Origin of the sequence: Salinisphaera sp., from assembly GCF_035690525.1 — a bacterium.
GTDB lineage: Bacteria > Pseudomonadota > Gammaproteobacteria > Nevskiales > Salinisphaeraceae > Salinisphaera.
The window spans coordinates 1-20,081 of sequence record NZ_DASSKM010000031.1; the positions used below are offsets into that span (position 1 = coordinate 1).

The 20,081-nt window shown below is 62.8% G+C and carries 17 protein-coding genes; 10 read left to right on the forward strand and 7 right to left on the reverse strand.

The genetic code is table 11. The annotated features are described in order from the left end of the window. The 5 genes from VFJ08_RS01910 to VFJ08_RS01930 form a co-directional block, all read left to right on the forward strand. A partial coding sequence (locus VFJ08_RS01910; RefSeq protein ID WP_324994588.1) for a sugar ABC transporter ATP-binding protein occupies window positions 1-1,037 on the forward strand: 1,037 nt, incomplete at its 5' end. Beyond that, the gene (locus VFJ08_RS01915; RefSeq protein ID WP_324994590.1) at window positions 1,034-2,035 is read left to right on the forward strand and encodes an ABC transporter permease; all 1,002 of its coding nucleotides are present in this window, start codon (window positions 1,034-1,036) and stop codon (window positions 2,033-2,035) included. The genes VFJ08_RS01910 and VFJ08_RS01915, both read left to right, overlap by 4 nt. A 201-nt stretch (window positions 2,036-2,236) precedes the next feature. Continuing rightward, complete coding sequence (locus VFJ08_RS01920) at window positions 2,237-3,781, forward strand: xylulokinase (RefSeq protein WP_324994592.1); 1,545 nt, start codon at window positions 2,237-2,239, stop codon at window positions 3,779-3,781. Next, the gene (locus VFJ08_RS01925; RefSeq protein ID WP_324994594.1) at window positions 3,774-4,469 is read left to right on the forward strand and encodes an HAD family phosphatase; all 696 of its coding nucleotides are present in this window, start codon (window positions 3,774-3,776) and stop codon (window positions 4,467-4,469) included. The genes VFJ08_RS01920 and VFJ08_RS01925 overlap by 8 nt, the downstream gene beginning before the upstream one ends. Next, complete coding sequence (locus VFJ08_RS01930; RefSeq protein ID WP_324994597.1) at window positions 4,466-5,227, forward strand: SDR family NAD(P)-dependent oxidoreductase; 762 nt, start codon at window positions 4,466-4,468, stop codon at window positions 5,225-5,227. The genes VFJ08_RS01925 and VFJ08_RS01930 overlap by 4 nt, the downstream gene beginning before the upstream one ends. Before the next feature lie 17 nt (window positions 5,228-5,244). Here the strand turns inward: VFJ08_RS01930 and VFJ08_RS01935 are convergent, their stop codons facing one another. Continuing rightward, window positions 5,245-5,934, reverse strand: a complete 690-nt coding sequence (locus tag VFJ08_RS01935; RefSeq protein WP_324994598.1) for a class II aldolase/adducin family protein — start codon at window positions 5,932-5,934, stop codon at window positions 5,245-5,247. Window positions 5,935-6,100: 166 nt separating this feature from the next. Here VFJ08_RS01935 and VFJ08_RS01940 point away from each other — a divergent pair, with 166 nt between their 5' ends. The 5 genes from VFJ08_RS01940 (at window position 6,101) to VFJ08_RS01960 (ending at window position 10,376) form a co-directional block, all read left to right on the forward strand. Next, entirely contained in the window at window positions 6,101-7,522 is a 1,422-nt protein-coding gene (locus VFJ08_RS01940) for a rhamnulokinase (protein WP_324994600.1), read from the forward strand. Window positions 7,523-7,590: 68 nt separating this feature from the next. Continuing rightward, complete coding sequence (locus VFJ08_RS01945; protein ID WP_324994602.1) at window positions 7,591-8,349, forward strand: DeoR/GlpR family DNA-binding transcription regulator; 759 nt, start codon at window positions 7,591-7,593, stop codon at window positions 8,347-8,349. Between the two features lie 25 nt (window positions 8,350-8,374). Then, on the forward strand, window positions 8,375-8,725 hold the full coding sequence (locus VFJ08_RS01950) for a hypothetical protein (RefSeq protein ID WP_324994604.1): 351 nt from the start codon (window positions 8,375-8,377) through the stop codon (window positions 8,723-8,725). Then, window positions 8,722-9,942 carry an MFS transporter gene (locus tag VFJ08_RS01955; protein ID WP_349256931.1) on the forward strand — a complete coding sequence of 407 codons (1,221 nt, stop codon included), beginning with the start codon at window positions 8,722-8,724 and terminating at the stop codon, window positions 9,940-9,942. Before VFJ08_RS01950 ends, VFJ08_RS01955 begins: the two co-directional genes overlap by 4 nt. Window positions 9,943-10,226: 284 nt before the next feature. Further along, complete coding sequence (locus VFJ08_RS01960) at window positions 10,227-10,376, forward strand: hypothetical protein (RefSeq protein ID WP_414707032.1); 150 nt, start codon at window positions 10,227-10,229, stop codon at window positions 10,374-10,376. A 28-nt stretch (window positions 10,377-10,404) separates the two neighbouring features. On the opposite strand, the gene VFJ08_RS01965 is transcribed toward VFJ08_RS01960, so the two are convergent. From VFJ08_RS01965 to VFJ08_RS01990, 6 genes are all read right to left on the reverse strand, one after another. Beyond that, complete coding sequence (locus VFJ08_RS01965) at window positions 10,405-10,779, reverse strand: hypothetical protein (RefSeq protein WP_324994607.1); 375 nt, start codon at window positions 10,777-10,779, stop codon at window positions 10,405-10,407. A 63-nt stretch (window positions 10,780-10,842) separates the two neighbouring features. Further along, window positions 10,843-14,868, reverse strand: coding sequence for an RHS repeat-associated core domain-containing protein (locus VFJ08_RS01970; protein ID WP_324994609.1), 4,026 nt, complete (start codon window positions 14,866-14,868; stop codon window positions 10,843-10,845). A 516-nt stretch (window positions 14,869-15,384) separates the two neighbouring features. Then, window positions 15,385-16,347, reverse strand: a complete 963-nt coding sequence (locus tag VFJ08_RS01975) for an ABC transporter permease (protein ID WP_324994611.1) — start codon at window positions 16,345-16,347, stop codon at window positions 15,385-15,387. Between the two features lie 7 nt (window positions 16,348-16,354). Then, window positions 16,355-17,323 carry an ABC transporter permease gene (locus VFJ08_RS01980; protein ID WP_324994613.1) on the reverse strand — a complete coding sequence of 323 codons (969 nt, stop codon included), beginning with the start codon at window positions 17,321-17,323 and terminating at the stop codon, window positions 16,355-16,357. Then, entirely contained in the window at window positions 17,323-18,861 is a 1,539-nt protein-coding gene (locus tag VFJ08_RS01985) for a sugar ABC transporter ATP-binding protein (protein ID WP_324994615.1), read from the reverse strand. Before VFJ08_RS01985 ends, VFJ08_RS01980 begins: the two co-directional genes overlap by 1 nt. A gap of 58 nt (window positions 18,862-18,919) precedes the next feature. Beyond that, window positions 18,920-19,939 carry an autoinducer 2 ABC transporter substrate-binding protein gene (locus tag VFJ08_RS01990; protein WP_324994617.1) on the reverse strand — a complete coding sequence of 340 codons (1,020 nt, stop codon included), beginning with the start codon at window positions 19,937-19,939 and terminating at the stop codon, window positions 18,920-18,922. Window positions 19,940-20,081: the final 142 nt, after the last annotated feature.

Below are 20,081 nucleotides of genomic sequence, written 5' to 3' on the forward strand. Positions count from 1 at the left end.
TGGTGCTGGACGAGCCGACCGCGGTTCTGGGGCCGGACGATGCGCGGCGTCTGCTCGATATCGTGCGCGATCTAGCCACGCGGGGCGTATCGATCGTCTATATATCCCATCGGCTCGACGAGATTTTTCGCTGCGCCGATCGAATTACCGTGCTCAAGGACGGGCACAAGGTGCAGACGCTCGCCCCGGCCGACGCCGATGTCGACGGCTTGGTCCGGCTCATGGTCGGGCGCCGTCTGACCGCGATGTTTCCGCCGCGCGAGAACGTCGTGGGCGATGAGCTGCTACGGGTGGCGGGGTTGTCGCGCGCCGGGGTGGTCGAGGATGTTTCGCTGAGCCTGCGGGCCGGCGAGATCGTCGGTCTCGGCGGCTTGGTCGGCAGTGGGCGCACCGAGTTGGTCCGCCTGATCTTCGGAGCGGACCGGCCCACCGCGGGCGAGATCCGCGTCAAGGGGCGTCCCGTTTGCATTCGCCATCCGCAGGAAGCCGTGCACAGCGGTATCGGCTTGGTGCCGGAAGATCGCAAGGCGCAGGGCGCGGTGCTCGATATGGCGTTGCACGCCAACGTCACGATGGCGCACATGGGTTCGGTGACCCGGCTTTTCGGCTGGATCCGCGAAACCTTCGAACGCGAGATCTCCGATGCGTTGATCGGCGAACTCGCGATCAAGACCACGGACAGCCGCTTAGAAGTCGCCAATTTGTCCGGCGGCAATCAACAGAAAGTGGTGCTCGCCAAGTGGTTCCACACCGACAGCGAAATCGTGATTCTCGACGAGCCGACGCGCGGCGTCGACGTGGGCGGCAAGAGCGAGATCTACGCGCTGATTCAGAAAATGGCGCAGAACGGTAAAGCGATTCTTGTCATATCCAGTGAAAGCGAGGAGTTGATGGGGCTATGCGACCGAATCCTGGTGATGGGAGGCGGGCGCCTGCGCGGCGAACTCATGCCCGACGAATTCACCGGCGAGAACATCCTTACCTTATCTCTTCGCCGCGACGCGACGGTCGAAGAGCCTGAGGACATCATGCAATGAGCACGATCACCCAGCGATCCGCCAAACCCGACGACCGGCGAGGCCACGGGTTGCCTCCGCGGCTGTCGCGCTTCCTGCGCGACTACAGCACGCTGCTGATCTTCGTGGTGCTGATCATCGGCGCCAGTTTCGCTTCCGACTCGTTTCTTTCGGTGCATAACATCGGCAACGTGATGCGGCAGACGGCCGGCATCGGCTTGATGAGCATTGGCATGTTGTTTGTCATTCTCACCCGCGGCATCGATTTGTCCGTGGGCGCGATCCTGGCCCTGGGCAGCGTTGTTTCAGCCATCCTTTTGCAGTATTTCCCGCTCGCGGTCGCCATACCCCTGACCATTGGCAGTGGCGCGCTGCTGGGCGCGGTCTCCGGGTTCGGCGTGGCCTTCATGCGTCTGCCGTCCTTCATCGTCACGCTCGCGATGATGAGCATCGCCCGCGGGGTCTCACTGATCATTTCCGACGGGCGGCCGATCATGGTGTCCGACAACGGCATGGCGCTGCTCCATTTCGGCAGCGGCTATCTGTTCGGCGTGCCCTATCCGGTCTGGCTGATGCTGGCGATGTTCGTGGCTGCCGGTGTCGTTCACAAATATATGCGCTTCGGCCGGGTGATCACGGCGATCGGCAGCAACGAGCAGGCGGTGCACTTGTCCGGCGTGCGGGTTCGCTACTACACCTTCGCCGTGTATCTGCTATCCGGCGCGCTGGCGGCCTTGGCCGGCATCATCAGCGCCAGTCGCGCCGGCGTGGGCTCGGCCTCGATCGGGGTCGGTGCCGAACTCGATGTGATCGCGGCCGTGGTCATCGGCGGCGCCAGCCTGACCGGGGGCAAAGGCACGGTGTTCAATACGTTGATCGGCGTGCTCGTCTTCGGTGTCATCGGGAACATCATGAATCTGATGAACATCTCCGGTTATGACCAGGAAGTGGTTATGGGGGTGATCATCCTGATCGCGATCATGCTACAGGCGCGCCTGTATCGCGCCCGACATTATTAAGCCGGCATCAAAATAGATGAACGGCCATCGGCTTAATAAAGCGGACCGCGTAAGCGGGCCGCCGCGGCGTCAAGCCGCGAAGCCTTGCCAAATCCAGGCCGGACATGCGCCGGCCTGGATTTGGCGGGGCGTTGAAAACAGCCGATCTTTCGGCTGTTTTGTTGCCACATTAATAAGCTGTCGCGGATCGGGAGGCAAGCGATGAATCGGCCGGATCTGAGTTTCGTCATCGATGTCGGCACGGGCAGTGTGCGCTGCGCGCTGGTCGACGATACCGGCCGGATCGTGGCGATCCGGGCCCGCGAGTACGAACAGATCGTGCCGCAGTACGGCTGGTCGGAACAGCGGCCGGCCGACTGGTGGGACGGCGTGGTTCATACCGCCCGCGAACTGCTGGAGGCGGAGCCCGGGGCGGCCGAGCGGCTGATCGGCGTGGTGGCGACCGGGCAGATGCATGGCACGGTTCTGATTGATGCCGAGGGTGAACCGGTGCGCGACAGCGTGCCCCTATGGAACGACAAGCGAACCGCCGAACTGGTCGCCGCCTTCGAGCGCGAGCACGACATCGACGCGGTGATGCAATGCGTGGCCAATCCGCCGACGCCGGCATGGCAGGGCTTCAAGCTGCAGTGGTTCGCCCGTCACGAGCCCGAAGTGTTGGCGCGTAGCGCGACGTTGCTCATGCCCAAGGATTACATCAATTATCGGTTGACCGGCGTGCGCGCGACCGATTGGACCGAGGCCTCGGCCAGCTTCCTGATGGACAGCGCGACCCGTAGCTGGTCGCATGATGTGGCGGCGCTGCTGGGGGTGCCGGCCGATATTCTGCCGCCGATCCGTTCGCCGCTGGATGTGCTGGGGCAGGTGACGAAAGAGGCCGCTTTGGCGACCGGATTGCCGGCAGGGCTGCCGGTGGCCGCCGGAGCCGCCGATTTTCCGGCGGCGTTGTTGGGCTCAGGCGTTCATTCGCCCGGGGCCGGATCGGACGTGACCGGTACGTCGACCATCGTAACGGTGCATGGCGAGCATCCGGTGCTCGATTCCCGCGTGAGCAACGTCGCGACGGTCGATGGCGGCTGGGGCGCGTTCGCGCTGTTGGACTCCGGCGGCGACGCCGTCCGCTGGGCGCGACGGGCCTTTCACGACAACGAACTGAGTTATGAGCAGGTCACACGGCGAGCCGCTGCGGCGCCGGCTGGATCCAGAGGATTGTTCTTCCTGCCGTATCTGACCGGCGAGCGGCTCGGCGCGCGGCGGAATTCGCGCGCCGGTTTTTTCGGGTTGACCGCCGAACACGGGCTGGCCCACCTGCATCGTGCAATTCTGGAAGGCGTCGCGTTCGCGGCCGCCGGCAATGTCGGTCTGATGCGCCGGGGCGACACCGGGCTGAAGCAGATGACCGCGGCCGGCGGCGGCGCGAAATCCGATCTGTGGCTGCAGATCAAGGCCAGCGCCTATGGCTGTCCGATCCGGGTGCCCGAATCGCCGGAATGCAGTGTGATCGGGAGCACGGCGATTCTGGCGGCGGCGCTCGGCCGGCATGAAACACCGGCGTCGGCGGCCGAGGCCTTCGTGCACTTCGCCCATGTGGTCGAGCCGGACCCGGTCTGGGCCGAGCGCTACGAGCGCATGCGGGGAGTGTTCGATCAGCTCCGCGATGCCGGCGGGCCGTTCTACGACATGCTCGACGCGCTCGATGAAACGGTCCTTGAATCGGACAGCGGCCGGGGAGCGGGACATGCCTGAGCCGGCCACGGTGCTCTGGGATCTGGACGGCACGCTGGTCGATAGCGAGCCGCTGCATCACGCGGCGATCGAGCGGCTGCTCTCGGCGCGCGGCATTCAAGCGCCCGCCGGGTTTCAGCAAAAGGTCATCGGCCTGCCCGCCTTTGCGACCTATATGCAGTGTCGGGAGCTCGGTTACGACGGCTCCTTCGATGAATGGAGCGAGGCGAAGTATCGCCATTATCTGAAACGCGCCCCCGGAATCGTGCCCCATGCCGCGCCGATTGGCGCATATCGCAGTCTGGCCGAGCGAGGCCGGGCCCAGGCGATCGTCTCGAACTCCGATCGCCTGATCGTGCAGGCGAACCTGGCCGCGGCCGGGCTGCAGCGGCCGGATCAGATCACGGTCAGCCGCAATGACGTGCGCGAGGGCAAGCCGGCCGCCGAGCCGTATCTGCGGGCCGCCTGGCTGCTCGGTGTATCGCCGGAGCATTGCATTGTCGTTGAAGACAGCGCCGCCGGCGCCACGGCCGGGGTGGCCGCGGGCATGCGGGTGATCGTGCTCGCTCCGGACGATCGCGACGGCCCCGATTGGCCGGATGGCGTGGCCCGGGTCCTGCGTTTGCCCACTCTGACAGCAGAAGATCTCGTCGAATGTATCGACGAACTGAGTCGGAAAACCAATCACCATATAAAGGCGGCGAGATGACACGAATAACCGAACTGATGCGATCGGATGCGTTCAACGGGCAACGGGTGCTGGTGGTCGGCGGCAGCAGCGGCATCGGTCTCGAACTGGCGCGTGGATTTCGCGATCTCGGCGCCGGGGTCGAAGCGGCCGGCTCGAATCCGGACAAGCTGCGGACCGCGGCCGGAGACCCGCCCAATCACGATATCGTCTTCCAACGGCTCGACGTGCGCGACACACAGGCGGTCGGCGATTACTTCGCCGCGCAATCGCGGGTGGATGTCGTCATCAACGCGGCCGGCGTGGCGCGGCCGCACCGGGAGCACGACATCGATGTCTGTCTGGACGTGATCGACATCAACCTGAACGGCACGGCCCGCGTATGCATGGCCGCCCGGGCGCATTTGAAGCGCGACCACGGCGACGCGGCCAGCATCGTCAATATCGCCTCGATGCTGAGTTATTTCGGCGACGCCGAGGTACCGGGCTACTGCGCCAGCAAGGGCGGCGTGGTTCAACTCACGCGATCGCTGGCGCAGGCTTATGCCGAGGATGGGATTCGGGTCAATGCGATCGCGCCGGGTTATATCGACACCGATATGACCCATGCGCAGAAGGAGGACCCGGATTTCAATGCGGCCGTGCTGCGCCGGTCGGCGATCCAGCGCTGGGGCGAAACCGAAGATCTGGTGGGCGCGGCGGCCTTTTTGGCGTCGCCCGCGGCGGCGTTCATTACCGGTGTGACGTTGGCCGTGGACGGCGGCTACGGTGTCGGCTGAAACCGGCCGTGGCCGACTCAGCCACGGCCGTCGACCAGGGGATGCCGGCCGGGCAGTTTGAAGCGGTTCTTGCGCAATTCGATCAGCTTGTCGATTTCGCTCGGGCTGAATTCATGGGCGCCGCCGTACTGGGAGGCGAGGTAGACCACCTTGGCGTAGTAGTCGAGGGCTTCCATCTTGAAGTGGGCGTTGTCGAGATCGGCGCCGTACGCCAGCGCGCCGTGGTTTTCCAGCAGCAGTGCGTCGTGGGTTTGCAGGTAATCGGTGATCGAATTGGGCAGGTCCATGGTCGAGGGCGTGCCGTAGGGCGCGATCGGCACCTCGCCGAGCAGGATGGTCGATTCGGGCATGATCTGCTTGGTCAACGGTTTGCCGCAGATCGCATGCACCGTGGCATACAGCGGATGCGCATGCACAACCGCGTTCACGTCCGGGCGCTGCCGGTAGACGTGCAGATGCACGCGGATCTCCGAGGACGGCTTGGTGCCGCCGTCGGCCAGCAGTTGGCCGTCGGTGTCGATCAGGCAGATCATGTCCGGCGTCATGAAGCCTTTGGACACCCCGGTCGGCGAGCACAGCAGGCGCTCGTCGTCGAGCTTGACCGAGATATTGCCGTCGTTGGCGGCCCCCATCTCGCGTTGATACAGGCGCTGGCCGATGGCGCAGATGTGTTCGCGTAGCACTTGTTCGTCGGTCGATGGCGCCATGGATAGCTCTCGGTTGTGTACGGGGTCGCCGTATTTTGTTTTAGTTGGCGAATACCGCTAATATAGATTAGTTAGCAACATAAAAAAAGATAATACTTTTGTTCATGTTGTTATGGAGTGCCGCAGAGCGTAGCGTCGAGGATTATCGGCCCATTCCGGTGTTGCCATGTCGCGCGAGCCTGTTCACTGTCTGGCGTTCGATTTCGGCGCCGGCAGCGGCCGGGCCATGCTCGGTCGGCTGACCACGGCCGGATTGACGCTCGAAGAAGTCCACCGTTTCGATACGGCCACGGTGGTCGACGACGACGGCCAGACTTGCTGGGATCTGGATGCGCTTTACGGCGGTCTGGAAGCGGGTCTGCGCGCGGCGCAGGCGCTCGGCCCCGTTCAGGCCATCGGTATCGACTCCTGGGGCGTGGATTTCGGCCTGTTCGACGCCGATGGCGACGTGCTGGCGCCGCCGCTGCATTACCGCAACGGTCATGGCAGCCGCGGCCTCGCGCGCGGGGTGTTGTCGCTGGACGAAATGCATCGCCGGACCGGCGCCCAGCGGCTGGAATTGAACACGGTCTTCCAGCTTATCGATCTCGCCGCCCGCCGCCCGGAGCGGCTGGCCGCGGCGGACAGCCTGCTGCTCATGGCCGATCTGTTCTCGGCCTGGTTGACCGGCGAGCGTCACAGCGAATACACGCTGGCGACCACCACCGGCCTGTTCGACACGGTGCGCGGCGATTGGCACTACGATCTCATCGACGAACTCGGGCTGCCACGCCAATTGTTCCGAACGGTGGTCGCGCCGGGCGATATCTGCGGCGTGCTGCGCTCCGCGCTACGGGCCGCGGACGGCTACGCCACGCCGGTGGTGGCGGTCGGCGCTCACGACACGGCCAGCGCGGTCGCCGGGCTGGATCTGGCGGCCGACGATGCGTTTCTCATTCTGGGCTCGTGGTCGCTGCTGGGCGTGGAGACCGCCACGCCGACCCGCGATGCGCGCACGCTCGCCCACGGCTTCGGCAACGAAGGCGGCGTCTGTGGCACCCATCGCCTGATCACCAATATCAACGGGTTGTATCTTATCCAGGTGCTGCGCGAGGCCTGGGGCCGGCGTCACGGCGAGGGCCCGGCTTTCTCCGCGATCACGGCCGAGGCGCGAGCGGCAAGATCGGCCGGGTTGCCGGTGTCGATGCGTATCGACCCCACCGATCGGCGGTTCTTCGCGCCGGACGACATGATGGCCGCGATCGACGATTTCTGCGATGGCCGCGGGCAGGCGCGGCCGGCCACGCTCGGCGAATACGCGCTTGCCATCTATCGCGGGCTGGCCGACCAGATCGCGGCCGGAGTCGGCACGCTGGAACACGTATTCGGTCACCGCGTCGGGGCGATCCACGTCAGCGGTGGCGGCAGTCAGGATCCGCTGCTGTGCGAGTGCATCGTCGAGGCCAGCGGCAAACCGCTGCGCCACGGCCACGTCGAGGCCTCGGCCTACGGCAACGTGCTGATGCAGCTGATCGCGCTCGGCGCGGCAGACGATCTCGCCGCCGCGCGCGCCTTGTTGCGCGGCCCGCGCCTGCGCCGGCGGGCGTAGACGGTGGCGCCGGTTATACTGCCCGTCGGCGGCTGCCACCGCCGCTTGTTCGGCACTGACGTGTGGGGATGATGCTGCCCGCGGAACGAAAACAAAAAATCCTCGATGTGTTGATCGCCGATGGCAAGGTTGGCGTGGCCGACTTGGCCGGGCGATTCGGCGTCACCCGCGAGACCGTCCGTCGCGATTTGGAAAAACTCGAGGCCGAGGGCCGGCTCGAACGCACCCACGGCGGCGCGGTGGCGATTATCGAGCGCGGTCAGGATCTACCGTATCTGACGCGCGAGGCCGTCAATCGGCCGGCCAAGCAGCGCATCGCGCACAAGGCCGCCGAACTGATCGCCGACGGCGATACGCTGATGCTCGATTCCAGCTCCACGGTCTGCGAAATGATCGGCCCGCTGGGCGCCAAGGCCGACCTGCAATTGATCAGCAATTCGCTGCGTTTGGCGGCCGCCGGCGCCGACAGCCCGCATGCGCTGATCACGGTCAGCGGCGAACTGCGCAAGAAATCGCTGGCGTTCGTCGGCGGCCTGGCCGAGGAATCGCTGGCGCGTTTCAATGTCGATTGGGCGCTGATCGGCTGCAAGGCGTTGCACGCCGAAGCCGGTGTGCTCGAATCCAATCTCGACGAGGCCCAGATTAAACGGGTGATGATGGCGCATGCACGGCGTACCGCGCTGCTGGTCGATCACACCAAGTTCGACCGCAACGCCCTGGTGCAGATCAGCGCGTTGGACGCCATCGATGTGGTGGTGACCGACGAAGCGCCCGATCCCGCCTGGATTGAGCGTCTGGCGGCGCTGGGTGAGCGGTTGATCTATTAGGGCGCGTTAACACGCCTTAGACGGTGTGCGACTTAGCGGCAGCGATTCCGGCAGCACGAGCGCGCTCTTCGCCTCGCTGAAGGGCTGGATCGAACAAGAAGGCGCGCGTGGTTGTCTGTTCTTTCGCGTCCATGCGGAAACCGGCGGCAAGACGCCGGAAATAGAAACGGCCGTGGCCGCTTATCACGTACGGCTGCATGCACTCATTGCGGACTTGGTCGCGCACGAGACCGGCGTCGCCGACGACGAGCTTACCGATCAGATTCTGGCGCTTTTCGAAGGCGCGACGACCGCGGCGACGTACCGCGGTACCGCGGTCATCGACGCGGCCGGGGCATGTGCCGGTCGACTCATCGCAGCCAGGACGCCGCGATGAAGCCGGCCGTGCGCGTGGGCGCAACGGGGTTCGGCCTCATTGCTGTCTGCTACGGCTTTGCGCGATTCGCGTTCGGCCTGTTTCTACCCCAGATACGCGAGGATCTGGCGCTGTCCCCGACGCTGGCCGGCGTCATTTCGGGTGGCGCGTTTTTCGCCTATTGCGTGGCGATCGTTGTGTCGGCACGTATGTCGGAGCGCGTCGGAGCCCGCGCTGTTGCGGTTGCCGCAGCGTTGGTGGCGGGCCTGGGCATGCTCGGAATTGCGGCTTCCCCGTCACCTATGTGCCTGGCGGTCTTTGTGGTGATGGCCGGCGCGAGTACCGGGCTGGCATCGCCGCCGATGGCGGATGCCGTGGCGCATGCGGTAGCCAAGGCCCGCCGGAACGCGACGAATACCGTGATCAATGCCGGTACGAGCGCCGGTGTCGCCTTGTCCGGCCCGGTGGCGTTGGTCATGGGGCATGAATGGCGAACGGTTTTCCTGTTTTTTGCCGGCGCCGCCTTTGCGCTGGCCGTGATGGCGCTCGTTTGGTTGCCGTCCGGCACGGGCCAAGAGCGACCGGATAACCGCCGAGGCCGACGGCCAACGCTGGACGCCAATTTGATTCGTCTGGTCGGCGCCTCGTTTTTCATGGGGGCGTCGAGCACCGCGATTTGGTCCTTCGGTGGCGAAATCACCTCGATGCGGCTCGGCTGGTCGACTCGAGACATCGGTCTGCTGTGGATTGCGATCGGTGCCGCCGGCGTATTCGGCGCCGGGGCCGGCTGGCTGGTGGCGCGTTTCGGGCTCAATGCCGTCCACCGGCTATTTCTTGTCGTGCTGGCTGCGAGTATCGCCATCGTCGGATTGTCGTTTACGAGCCCGGCGCTGACGTTGGCCGGGGGCGCCTTGTTCGGCGCGGCCTACGTCATGCTGACTGGGGTCTATCTCGTCTGGGGCACGTCGGCACTGCCGCATCGGCCGGCGACGGGTCTCATGGTCGGGTTTTTGACCATTGCCGTTGGACAGACGGCCGGCGCGTCCTTGTTCGGTTTTCTGTTGGATCGTGTTTCTCTAGAGATGACAGTACTGGTTTTTGCCTGCCTCGGATTGGCGGCCGGGTTCTTCTGGTTTGAATCGCGCAGCGCCGGTAGCTCCGCAGCCGATGCCGGCTTCGGGGCGACAAGCCTGCTCGAAGCTTCTCGGGTCGCGAGAACAAGAGCAGATGGGGCGTAGCGTATCGTCGGCGTGCGAGGAATCGGGAACACGTTAGCCGGCGGCGGCCCGGCGTTACTGCAGTCGCAGCATGATGTTCTGCATCAACACCGCCGCGATCAGAATCAGGCCGGAAACATGGGAACAGTATATTTAATTCATGAATAACTCAATAATTCTGGCCGGTCAGCGAGTGAAGGCGGGTAAAGACTGCTCTTCGTCTTCTGATACTTCGCGTATTCAAATACGTATACTGTCCCCATATTCCCGAACGTCAACGCCATCACAGCCGATGGAAAGGCTGGATGGAACGCTTCCACGGCGTGGCCACGCGCTATCTGGCGAACTATCTCGGGTGGCATCGGATGCTCGACGCCCTCGGCGATGCCATCACGCCGCATAGCGTGCTGGCCGCTGCCCACGGAGAACAATATCAACACTCAATGCAGACATAGCCTTGTTCTAGACCGATCCGGTACAGATTCAGTTCCGATCAATGCTAAACTTTTTGGCAGCGAATAACGCCAGAAATATGGCGATACCCATAAAAAGAAAAGTTGCTCCAAAGGCTGCTTGCTGCCTATCCGATACAATTTCCTTCAAGAAGGCGGCCAGTCCTCCTAAAAATAAAGAAATTGCTGTTAGCAACCAAAACTGAACAGGGTTCTTATTCATAGGAAAGAATGGCTTCATGACAGAGAATGGTTTGGACCAATCAGTAATATTACGATTTTTTATATTCATGAGCCATATAAACAGCCCTATTCCAGTAGCAGAAGAAATTATTCCGCAAGCAATCCAACTTATATTAGAAGTACTCGGTGAAAAGGAAGCAATTTCCCATGCCACTCCGGCCACTACAAAAACTCGCAGTATAAGCCACATCTTACGAGGCCTTTTTACTGATTGGCGCACTAAAACCTATTTACAAAGGCTTCCTGGTAGCGATGGATTAACTTCAGGCGATGGCGGATTAAAGTAAAAATTACCGCCGGTGCCAATAAATCCGCTTTCACCGAAGCCAAAGCTATAGTCAGGAGGTACCGCATGTCCGTTCTTCACGGAGGCCCCCAGTTCGAGGGGCGTACCAGGAACAGAACCCGATATTCCAGCAAAAGAATGACTTGGACCCACGTTCGTGAAAGCATGCACATTTGGGCCTAAGCCTATTACACCTTCTCCTCTATTTCCTGGCTCAAAACCAGAAGCATGGACTCCCGAGTCTTGCGGATCTAGGCTAACAGAAAATCCCTCACCAACACCGATATAGCCGCCAACGCTCCATTGTCCCCCATTATTTCCAATGGTTACTAATCCACCGTAACCGATTCCGCCGGCTATTGTGAGCTGCCACAACCCCAACGGATCGATATATTGTAGCGGATTATCACCCACATAGCGGTATGGATTAATCCCCCCGACCAACCCCATTGGGTCGGGTTCCAGATACCGGCCTGTTTCGGGATCGTAGTTCCGAAAGCCGTTCGAATAAAAGCCTGTCCCGGAATCGGCGTATTGGCCCGGCAGACGCTGTCGCAGCGTGAATGTCCGCCCGTCGCCGTCCGGATCATTGTCGACCGCCCCGCGGCCGAACGGCGTAGGCCGCCAACGCCATACGATCTTCTGGGCGGCGTCGGTAACCGCCACCGGCGCGCCCACCGGGTTGGTGTGCACATAATAGGCTTGGCCATTGTGAATGACGGCCAGCAAGGTATCTTGTAGCCACACCAGCTCTCGCTCGGGGGTGCCATCGGCCCGGTAGACACCCAGCAAATGGCCTCGTGGGCCATGGATGAAGTGCTGGGTGACGCCGTTGACGAGCTTGGCCACGCGATGCCCCATGGCACCGTAGGCGTAGGTGGCCATAGTGCCCGAATCAGCCTCGGTTGCCGGGGCTGCGCTCTCCGCGTCCTCGGAGGCGCCATATGTCCACACTTGGCCATAGATCGGGGTAAAAGCAAAGACCAGCCGATGAGTCGCGTCGTATTCGAGTAAGAACGGGCCGTAGTCGGTGAGAAGGCCGGCGCTGTTGTAGCGCAGCTGGGTCGTGTCGGCGCCCTGAATGGACTGCAAACGGTTACTCTCCGGGGCGATGGTATAGCTGCGGTGCTCGTCGCCCCGGCTGGATTGGACGCGGTTGCCGAGCGCGTCATAGGCATAGTGCAGGGCGAAGCCGGCCCCTGTGGCGCCGGTTAGCCGGTTCAAGGCGTCGTAGCTATAGTCGATCTCGGCACCGCTGGCCTCGGTTCGGGATTTGCGGTTGCCGGCAGGATCGTAGGCGTAGCGATCATCGATGATGCCGTGCACCTGCCATTTTGTGAGTTGTCCGTCGTTGTCATAACGCCGGGTAAGCTGTAGGCCATTGCCGTACACCAGGCCGGTCAGGCCGCCGAACGGCGCATGGGTGATGTCGCTGGCCAGGGTCTTGATATGGCCGTGGTTTTCGAGCACGACCGCAGATAGGCGTCCGTTCGCGTTGTAGCGGTAGCGCACCTGACGGCCACTGGGGTAGGTGTGCTGCGTGAGATGGCCGGCGCTGTCGTAGGCGGCGTGCACGTGATAGACCGTCTTCGGCTCCGGCGCTCCGTAAAGATAAATCGTGCTCGGGGCAATGTCGTGGATGACGCGCGTGAGCGTCGTAATGTGGCCTTGGCGGTCGTAGCCCAGCGTGGTGTGGCCGGCCGAATCGGTCATGCCGGTTAACCGGCCGATCCCGTTCGGGACTTCGGGGTCGTCATAGCTATAGCTGCGATCCGGGCCCCGATAGCCCTTGTAACTTACGTTCGTTAAGCGATTGAGCGCGTCGTAGCGGTACTCGGTCACGCTCCCGTTGGCGTCGGTGCGTTGGATCGGGTTGCCGGCGCGATCGTACACATAGGCGATCTCGCCACGATCCGGGCTCGCGATGCCGGTCAAATCCCCCAGGCCGTTGTAGGTGTATTGCGTGGCGTTGCCGCGGGCGTCGGTGATCCGGGTCACCCGATCCTGGGCGTTGTAGTGTCGCCGGGTGATGCCGCCCAACGGATCGGTGGTCTGGACCAGGCGGTCGAGGGCGTCGTAGGCATAGGTGGTCTGATGGCCTCTTGGATCGGTGACGCTGACCCGGTTGCCGTTGGCATCATAGCCGTAGGAGACTATCTGGTTTGCGGCGCCCAGCGATTGCAACAAGCGGCTCAAGGCATCGAATGTCCGGCGGTGCTGATAGGCGAGCGTTCCATCGGCATCGTGCACGGCCGTTTTAATACGGTTGCCGGCGGCGTCAAGCGTGTAGTCGACGTGGTCACCGCGGCCGTTGGTGATACGGATCAGACGATGCGCATCGTCATAGGCAAAGCGCAAATAGCTCCCATCGGCGCGATCGATACGAACCAGGTTGCCGGCCGCGTCATAGCTTAACTGCAGCGTGTTACCGGCACGGTTGCGGCTGATCAGTCGCCCGCGTGCATCGTAGGCAAGCGTCGTGGTGACGCCGTTAGCGTCAACGAGCGCCAACGGCCGTCCGCTGGCATCGTGATCGGTGATCCGCGTGGTATGGCCCATCGCGTCTGTGATGCTTGCGAGACTGCCCCGCGCATCGTAGGCAAACATCGTTATATCGCTGACGTCGGTTCGTGGGCCGTCCACAGTATGCAATCGGCCCGGCTGGCCGTCACTGTCGGGCATGTAAGTGTAGGACCAGACACGCGTCGCGCCCGTGGTCGTATCGGTAAGCGTCTGCCGGATAAGCCGCTGATCGCTATCGTAAGCAAGGTGAATCGTCCGGCCGGGCGCGTCAATGTCTGTCGGACGCCGAAAATCCGGGCTCCATCGGGTGGTGACCGTGCGTTCTTCGGGAGTTCCCGCGGCTTCAGTACGGCGGATCTGCAAGCCGCGGGCGTTGTAGGCGTAGTTCGTTTGATGCCCGTCCCAGTCGGTAGCCGAGGCAATCCAACCCTCGCCGGTATAGCTATAAGCTTGATTGGCGCCCGCACATGTGGCCGTCGGCAGCCCTTTTATATCGGTCACCCGCGGCACGCCTTGAACGACATCGAAGAAATAGACGGTCTGCCGGCCGAGCGCGTTCGTCACGGTGGTGGTATCGTCACTATAAGCAAGCTGCGTTTTGTCGGCACCGTCCGAATGCATGCTGGCTATAGCGCGGCCCTCATCGTCGTATTGCCAACTTGCGTAAGTCGCGCCGTTGGCATCGACCAAGCCGGTAAGGGCGTGCGGATACTCGCTATTGTCGTAGCGATAAGCAATGGACGTCTGCCCACTACCGGCCGGATAAGCCACCCGAATCAAGTTGTCGGCATCGCCGTAACTGTACTGAATGGCCTGCCCGCCAGGAAGCGTCACGCTGATGATGCGGCCTTGCGCATCGTGTTGAAATTGCAACACGCGACCACTGGCGGAGGTTACACTCGTAAGCCACCCATTACTATTATAGGCGAGCGACCAACGATAACGGCCCGGGGAAACGATTTGAGTCAGATGTCCTTGGGCGTCGTAAGTTTCTACAGTGTTGTGCGGCGTGTGATAGCGCCAGCCCTCCGAGGCGTCGATGTCGCCGATACTATCGAGCGTCGCGGTGATATCCTCATCTGCGGCCCACTGGTCGCCTGATTGTGTGAAGATCAGTACTTGGCCGTCTGGGCGGTAAACAGTCGCCTGATCGCCGTCGCGTATTATCGAAGCGCTGAACGTATTACGCCAGTGCGCACCCATATGGGCTTTTTGATCAGCCGCGTCGCTATTGTAGAAACGCTGGAACGCCGGATCCTGCTTATCGCCCGGGGTATAGTCGGTGACGCGCTCGAACGTATTGCCGGTGGCGATATTGATCGGATCGCCAGCAAAAGCGCTGCCGCTTTGGCAACTGCCCAGTGCCTTGGCCTTGTTCCCGTTTTGGGGCGGAGGAGCTGCACAGAAAGAGGCACATTTTGCCGGGCAGAAATAGGTTCCCAAGCCGACTGATGCGACACTACATTTAATTTCACAATTATCTTTGCCGGGTACCGCACCGGTGTCCCCAAACCAGCTCGCGCAGTCTGCTTGCGCTGCCGAAAACGGTACGGCCAGCGTAAATAATAGGCCAATGGCATGAAGCGCGCAGCCGCCGCGTGACTTTTTAAACCCGCGGTGCGTAGACCCCGCTACTAGGATGCTACTCGATTTCGATAATAGTCGCATCGGTATCCCCCAAACCTGTCAGAAGCCCCTATCAAATAGGCTTCAATGCGCATTTCTTATTTTTCGAACCATACCCCGGCCCGAGCCCGAAGCCTACCGTACCAATGGCCTTGGCGGCATCGGGGCTATTTATTATCAGAAAAATTTTCCTGATGCGATTTATTTCAATTGATTTTTGGTAAGTGTTTATTTTTTCGGACAATGCGTTTCATACGCCAAGTCTCTCAGGACACGTATGCGCTTTTTTAGCGAAGAAGGCGTGAGGGGGCTATGGGGCTTCTAAGCGGAGCGCTAACCGGCTGCCGCCGTCCGACGCTGCTGCAGGCGCAGCATAATGTTCTGCATCAGCACCGCCGCGATCAGGATCAGCCCGATCAGGCCGGACTGATAGACCGCGTTTAGGTTGTTGAAGCTCAAGCCGTAGTTGACCAGCGCAATGACCAGGGTGGCGAGCGCGGTGCCGATCACCGAGCCCTTGCCGCCGAAGATGGACGAGCCGCCCAGCACCACGATCGCGATGCTGATCAGGTTGTCGACCTCGCCGGCGTTGGGGCGCGCCGTGGTCAGGCGCGAAGCATTGACCGCGCCGGCGAGAGCCGCGAGCACGCCGGCGATCACGAAAGTGGCGATCTGTACACGCCCGATGCGGATGCCGGTGAGCCGGGCGGCGAGCGCATTGGTGCCGGTCAGATGCACCAATCGGCCGAAGCGGGTACGCCACTGCACGATCGCCAGCACGATCAGCAGCGGCAGGTAGATCGCGATGATCTGCAGCGGTACGCTGAAGAATCTGCCCTGGCCGAGCACGTAGAAGCCTTCGGGGAAGCCGCTGACGTCGATGCCGTCGGTGATGACCAGCGCCAGGCCGTTGAAGGCGAACATGGTCGCCAGCGTGACGATGATCGCCGGCACCCGCAGCCAGACCGTCGCCAGCCCATTGATCAAGCCGCAGAGCAGCCCGACGCACAGCCCGAGCGCGACCGCGAGCGGCCAGGGCACGCCGGCCACCATCGCCAGACCCATCGTGACCTGGGCTAGGGCGAAGATCGCGCCCACCGACAGATCGATGCCGCCGGCATTGATCACGAACGTCTGGCCGAGCGCGATGATACCGATCTCGACCGCCAGCACGCCCATGGCGAACAGGTTGTTCACGCTCCAGATTTCCGGCGCGCCGATGGTCACGCCGATCAAGGTGATGGCGCTGATGGCGATGAGCACCGGCGCCCGGCCGGTCCAGTCGATGCGATTCATGGGCCCTTTAGTCCTCGCTGCGCCGCACGGTGGCCGAGCCCACCGATACGAGAATGATCACGCCGAGCACCACGCCGGACCAAAACGGCTGAATATGCAAAAGCACCACGCCGTTCTGGACCAGGCCGACGAGAATCGCGCCGAGCAGGGTGCCGAGCAGCGAGCCGCGCCCGCCGGTCAGTTCGGTGCCGCCGAGCACCACGGCCGCGATCACGGTCAGCTCGAAGCCGGTGCCGGTGGTGGTCTGCACCATCGGGCTGTGGCCCAGGCTCATCAGCGCGGCGATGCCGACCAGCACGCCGGTCAGCGTATAGGCGGCGAGCTTGATGCGCTCGACCGGAATACCGTTGAGCCGGGCGGCGTTCTCGTTGTTGCCGATGGCGAAGATATGCCGGCCGCGCGGCAGCCGGGCGAGAAAGATCATGCAAATCACCAGCACGATCAGCGAAATCCACACCGCCACCGGGACGCCGAGCGGTTGGGTCAGCACCATGGTCCCGGTAACCGTCGGCGGGATCATGGTGATCCAGTGGTTGCCGAGGAAGATGAAGGCGGCCGCGCGGTACACGCTCAAGGTGCCGAGTGTGGCGATCACCGGCGGCACGCGGCCGTAGGTGATCAGCGCGCCGTTGACGAAGCCGAGGATCGCGCCGGCGGCGAGAAATACCGGCGTGGCCGCGGCCAGGCCGACGCCGTGTTCGAAGGCGGTGCCGCCGGCCACCGCGACCAGCCCGAGCATGGAGCCGACCGAGACATCGATGCCGCCGGTGAGGATGATCACGGTCATGCCGACCGCCGGCACCAGCGTGATCGCGGTGCTGATCATCAGGTTGGTCAGGTTCGACGCGGCCCAGAAGTTGCCGTGCGAGCCGATCGCGATGCCGGCCGTGATCACGATCACGCCGACGATCAGCAGCAACTCGCGGGCCGAGATATTGACCCAGCCCGGCCAGCTTATCGATGCGTTCGTCGCCATCAGCATGCCTCGTCGGCGAGCGGCTTGTCGCCGGCCGATGCCGAGCCGATGGCCGTGGCCAGCACGGTCTCGGCGGTGAACGGGCCGTGTTCGAAGGTCTCGGCGATCTGGCCCTCGCGCATGACGATGATACGATCGGCCACCGCCAGTACTTCATCCAGATCCGAGGAAATCATGCCCACCGCCATGCCGCGATCGGCCAGGCGGCGTACGAAGCGGTGAATTTCCTCCTTGGCGCCGATATCGATGCCGCGGGTCGGCTCGTCCAGAATCAATGCCTTGAGCGGCAGATTCGCCCAGCGCGAGAACAGCCCTTTTTGTTGATTGCCGCCGGACAGCGCGTCGATCGATGTCTCGGCATCCGGCGCCTTGATGTTGTAGCGCGACATCAAATCGGTGGTGAAGCGCCGCATGCCGGCCAGATCGAGCAGGTCGAAGGCCTTCGAGAAGCCCGGTAAGGCGTTCGAGGTCAGGTTCTGTTCCAGCGACTTGTCGAGGAACACGCCTTGGAATTGGCGATCCTCCGGCAGATAGCCGAGCCCCAGCTTGATCGCCTGCGCCGGATGGCGCGGACGGATGGGCGCGCCGTCGAGCTTCACGGTGCCCGCGCTCGGCCGTAGATGCCCGTAAAGCGCCAGCGCGGCCTCGGAGCGGCCGGAACCGACCAGACCGTACAGGCCGGTGACGCAGCCGGCGGGCAATTGCCAGCTGATATCGTCGCAGTAACCGTCCACGCTCAGATGCTCGACCTCGAGCATCGGCCGGCGTGTGCCGGATGCCGTTCGGGTATCGGCATCGCGTTCCACGGCTGTACCGTGGCCGCCGGTCATCAGCGACAGCATCTGCCCGGTGGAGATATCGGCGATGGCGTAGGTGCCGCGGCGCTGGCCGTTGGTCAGCACGGTCACCTCGTCGGCGATCTGATGTACTTCTTCCATGCGGTGGGTGATATAGACGATGGCCGTGCCGGCCGCACGCAGCTCGCCGATGATCTGGAACAGACGCGCGGTTTCCTCGCGAGACAAGATCGAGGTCGGTTCGTCGAAGATCAGCAGGCGTGTCTCGCGCAGCAATGCCTGGGTGATCAGCACCAACTGCTGATAGCCGATCGACAGGCTCGACATGCGCCGCGACAGGATCGACGGCTCCAGGCGCAGCCGTTCCAGCAGCGGCGTGGCGGCGGCGGTCATGGCGCGCTTGTCGAGTATGCCGGCCTTGCCACGCAACTCCTGGCCCATGAACAAGTTTTCCCGAACCGTCATGTGCGGATAGACGGTAGGCTCCTGGTAGACGGCCGCGATCCCGAGTTCCTGCGCCCGGCGCGGCGAGTCGATCGCGACCGTGCTCTCGTCCACGCGGATCTCGCCGCCGGTGGGCGCGATCGCGCCGGTAAGAATCTTGATCAGCGTGGACTTGCCGGCGCCGTTCTCGCCGAGCAGCGCATGCACGCGGCCCGATTCGAAGCGGATATCGATGTCGTCCAGCGCGCGCACGCCACCAAAGCGCTTGCCCACGCCGCGCAATTCAAAGCTCGCCATCTTGGCCCTCGTGGCTTGCACGCCGGCCGGCGCCCGTGCACCGGCCGGGTACAAACGATCAGAAATCCAGTTGAATTTTGGACTTGTCGATCACCATCGGCGGGCCGAGTAGCAAGGTTTTAGTTTGTGGATCGTACTTGATCTTGTGGTCGAGCCCCGGCACGTCGTTGACCGGCTTGAACGACTTGCCTTCCAAGATCTGCTTCACGCCCCAACCGGTCAGATAACCCAGATCGACCGGGTTCCACAGCACCACCTTCTTGACCGTGCCGTTTATCACGTACGGCCGGACGGTGTTCGGATCGGTGATGCCGGTGACCACGATCTGGCCTTTCTTGCCCGAGGTCAGCACCGCTTGGGCCGCGCCCGGCACGGCGGTCGTGTTAATGCCGACGATGCCGTCCAGATCCGGATAGGCCGAGATCAGCTGGTTGGTGATATTGGTTGCCCGGGTCACGTCCTCGCCGCCGTACTGGATGTCCACCAGCTCGATGTTCGGATACTTGTTCTTGAGACGTTGCTTCATGAACTTGATCCATGTGTTCAGGTTGGTGGCCGTGGAGCCGCCCGAGACGAAGGCGATCTTGTACGATTTCTGGCCCTCCGCCTGCCCTTTCTGGGCCTTGAGCTGCTTGGCCAGCACATCGATCACCTTGTAGCCGAGCGCTTTGTCGTTGACCTGGGAGACGCGTAGCTGGTTGCCCTCGGCGGCCACCTGCGAGTCGGTGGAATAGAACACGATATGTTTCTTGCGCGCCTTCTCGACCATCGGCCCGAAGGCGGTCGGGCTGTTGGCGGCCACGCCGACCGCGTCCACGCCCTGGTTGATCAGGCTGGACACGATATTGACTTGCTGCGCCACGTCCGCCGTGCTCGGGCCTTGGTAGACGATCTTCATGCCGAACTTTTCGCCGGCCTTGTCCATGCCTTTTTTCATGGCCGCGAAGTAGGGAATGCCGACCAGCTTGGGTACGAAGGCGACGGTGTACTGCTCGGCCCAAACCGGCGCGCTCAGGCTCAGCGCAAGGGTGGCGGCGCCCAACACGGCCCAGCGCTTGCAGGATGCGAAACGTGACATGCGTAATCTCCTCCGATACGGCCGCGACGGCCGAATCTTTTTTTGTGTGGGATTTTCGATGCGGGGGTCTTATTCGATGGAACCATCCGCCTTGCCCGTCGCACAGCGCGCGAACGCTGTGGCTACGGGCCGAGAATCCTTT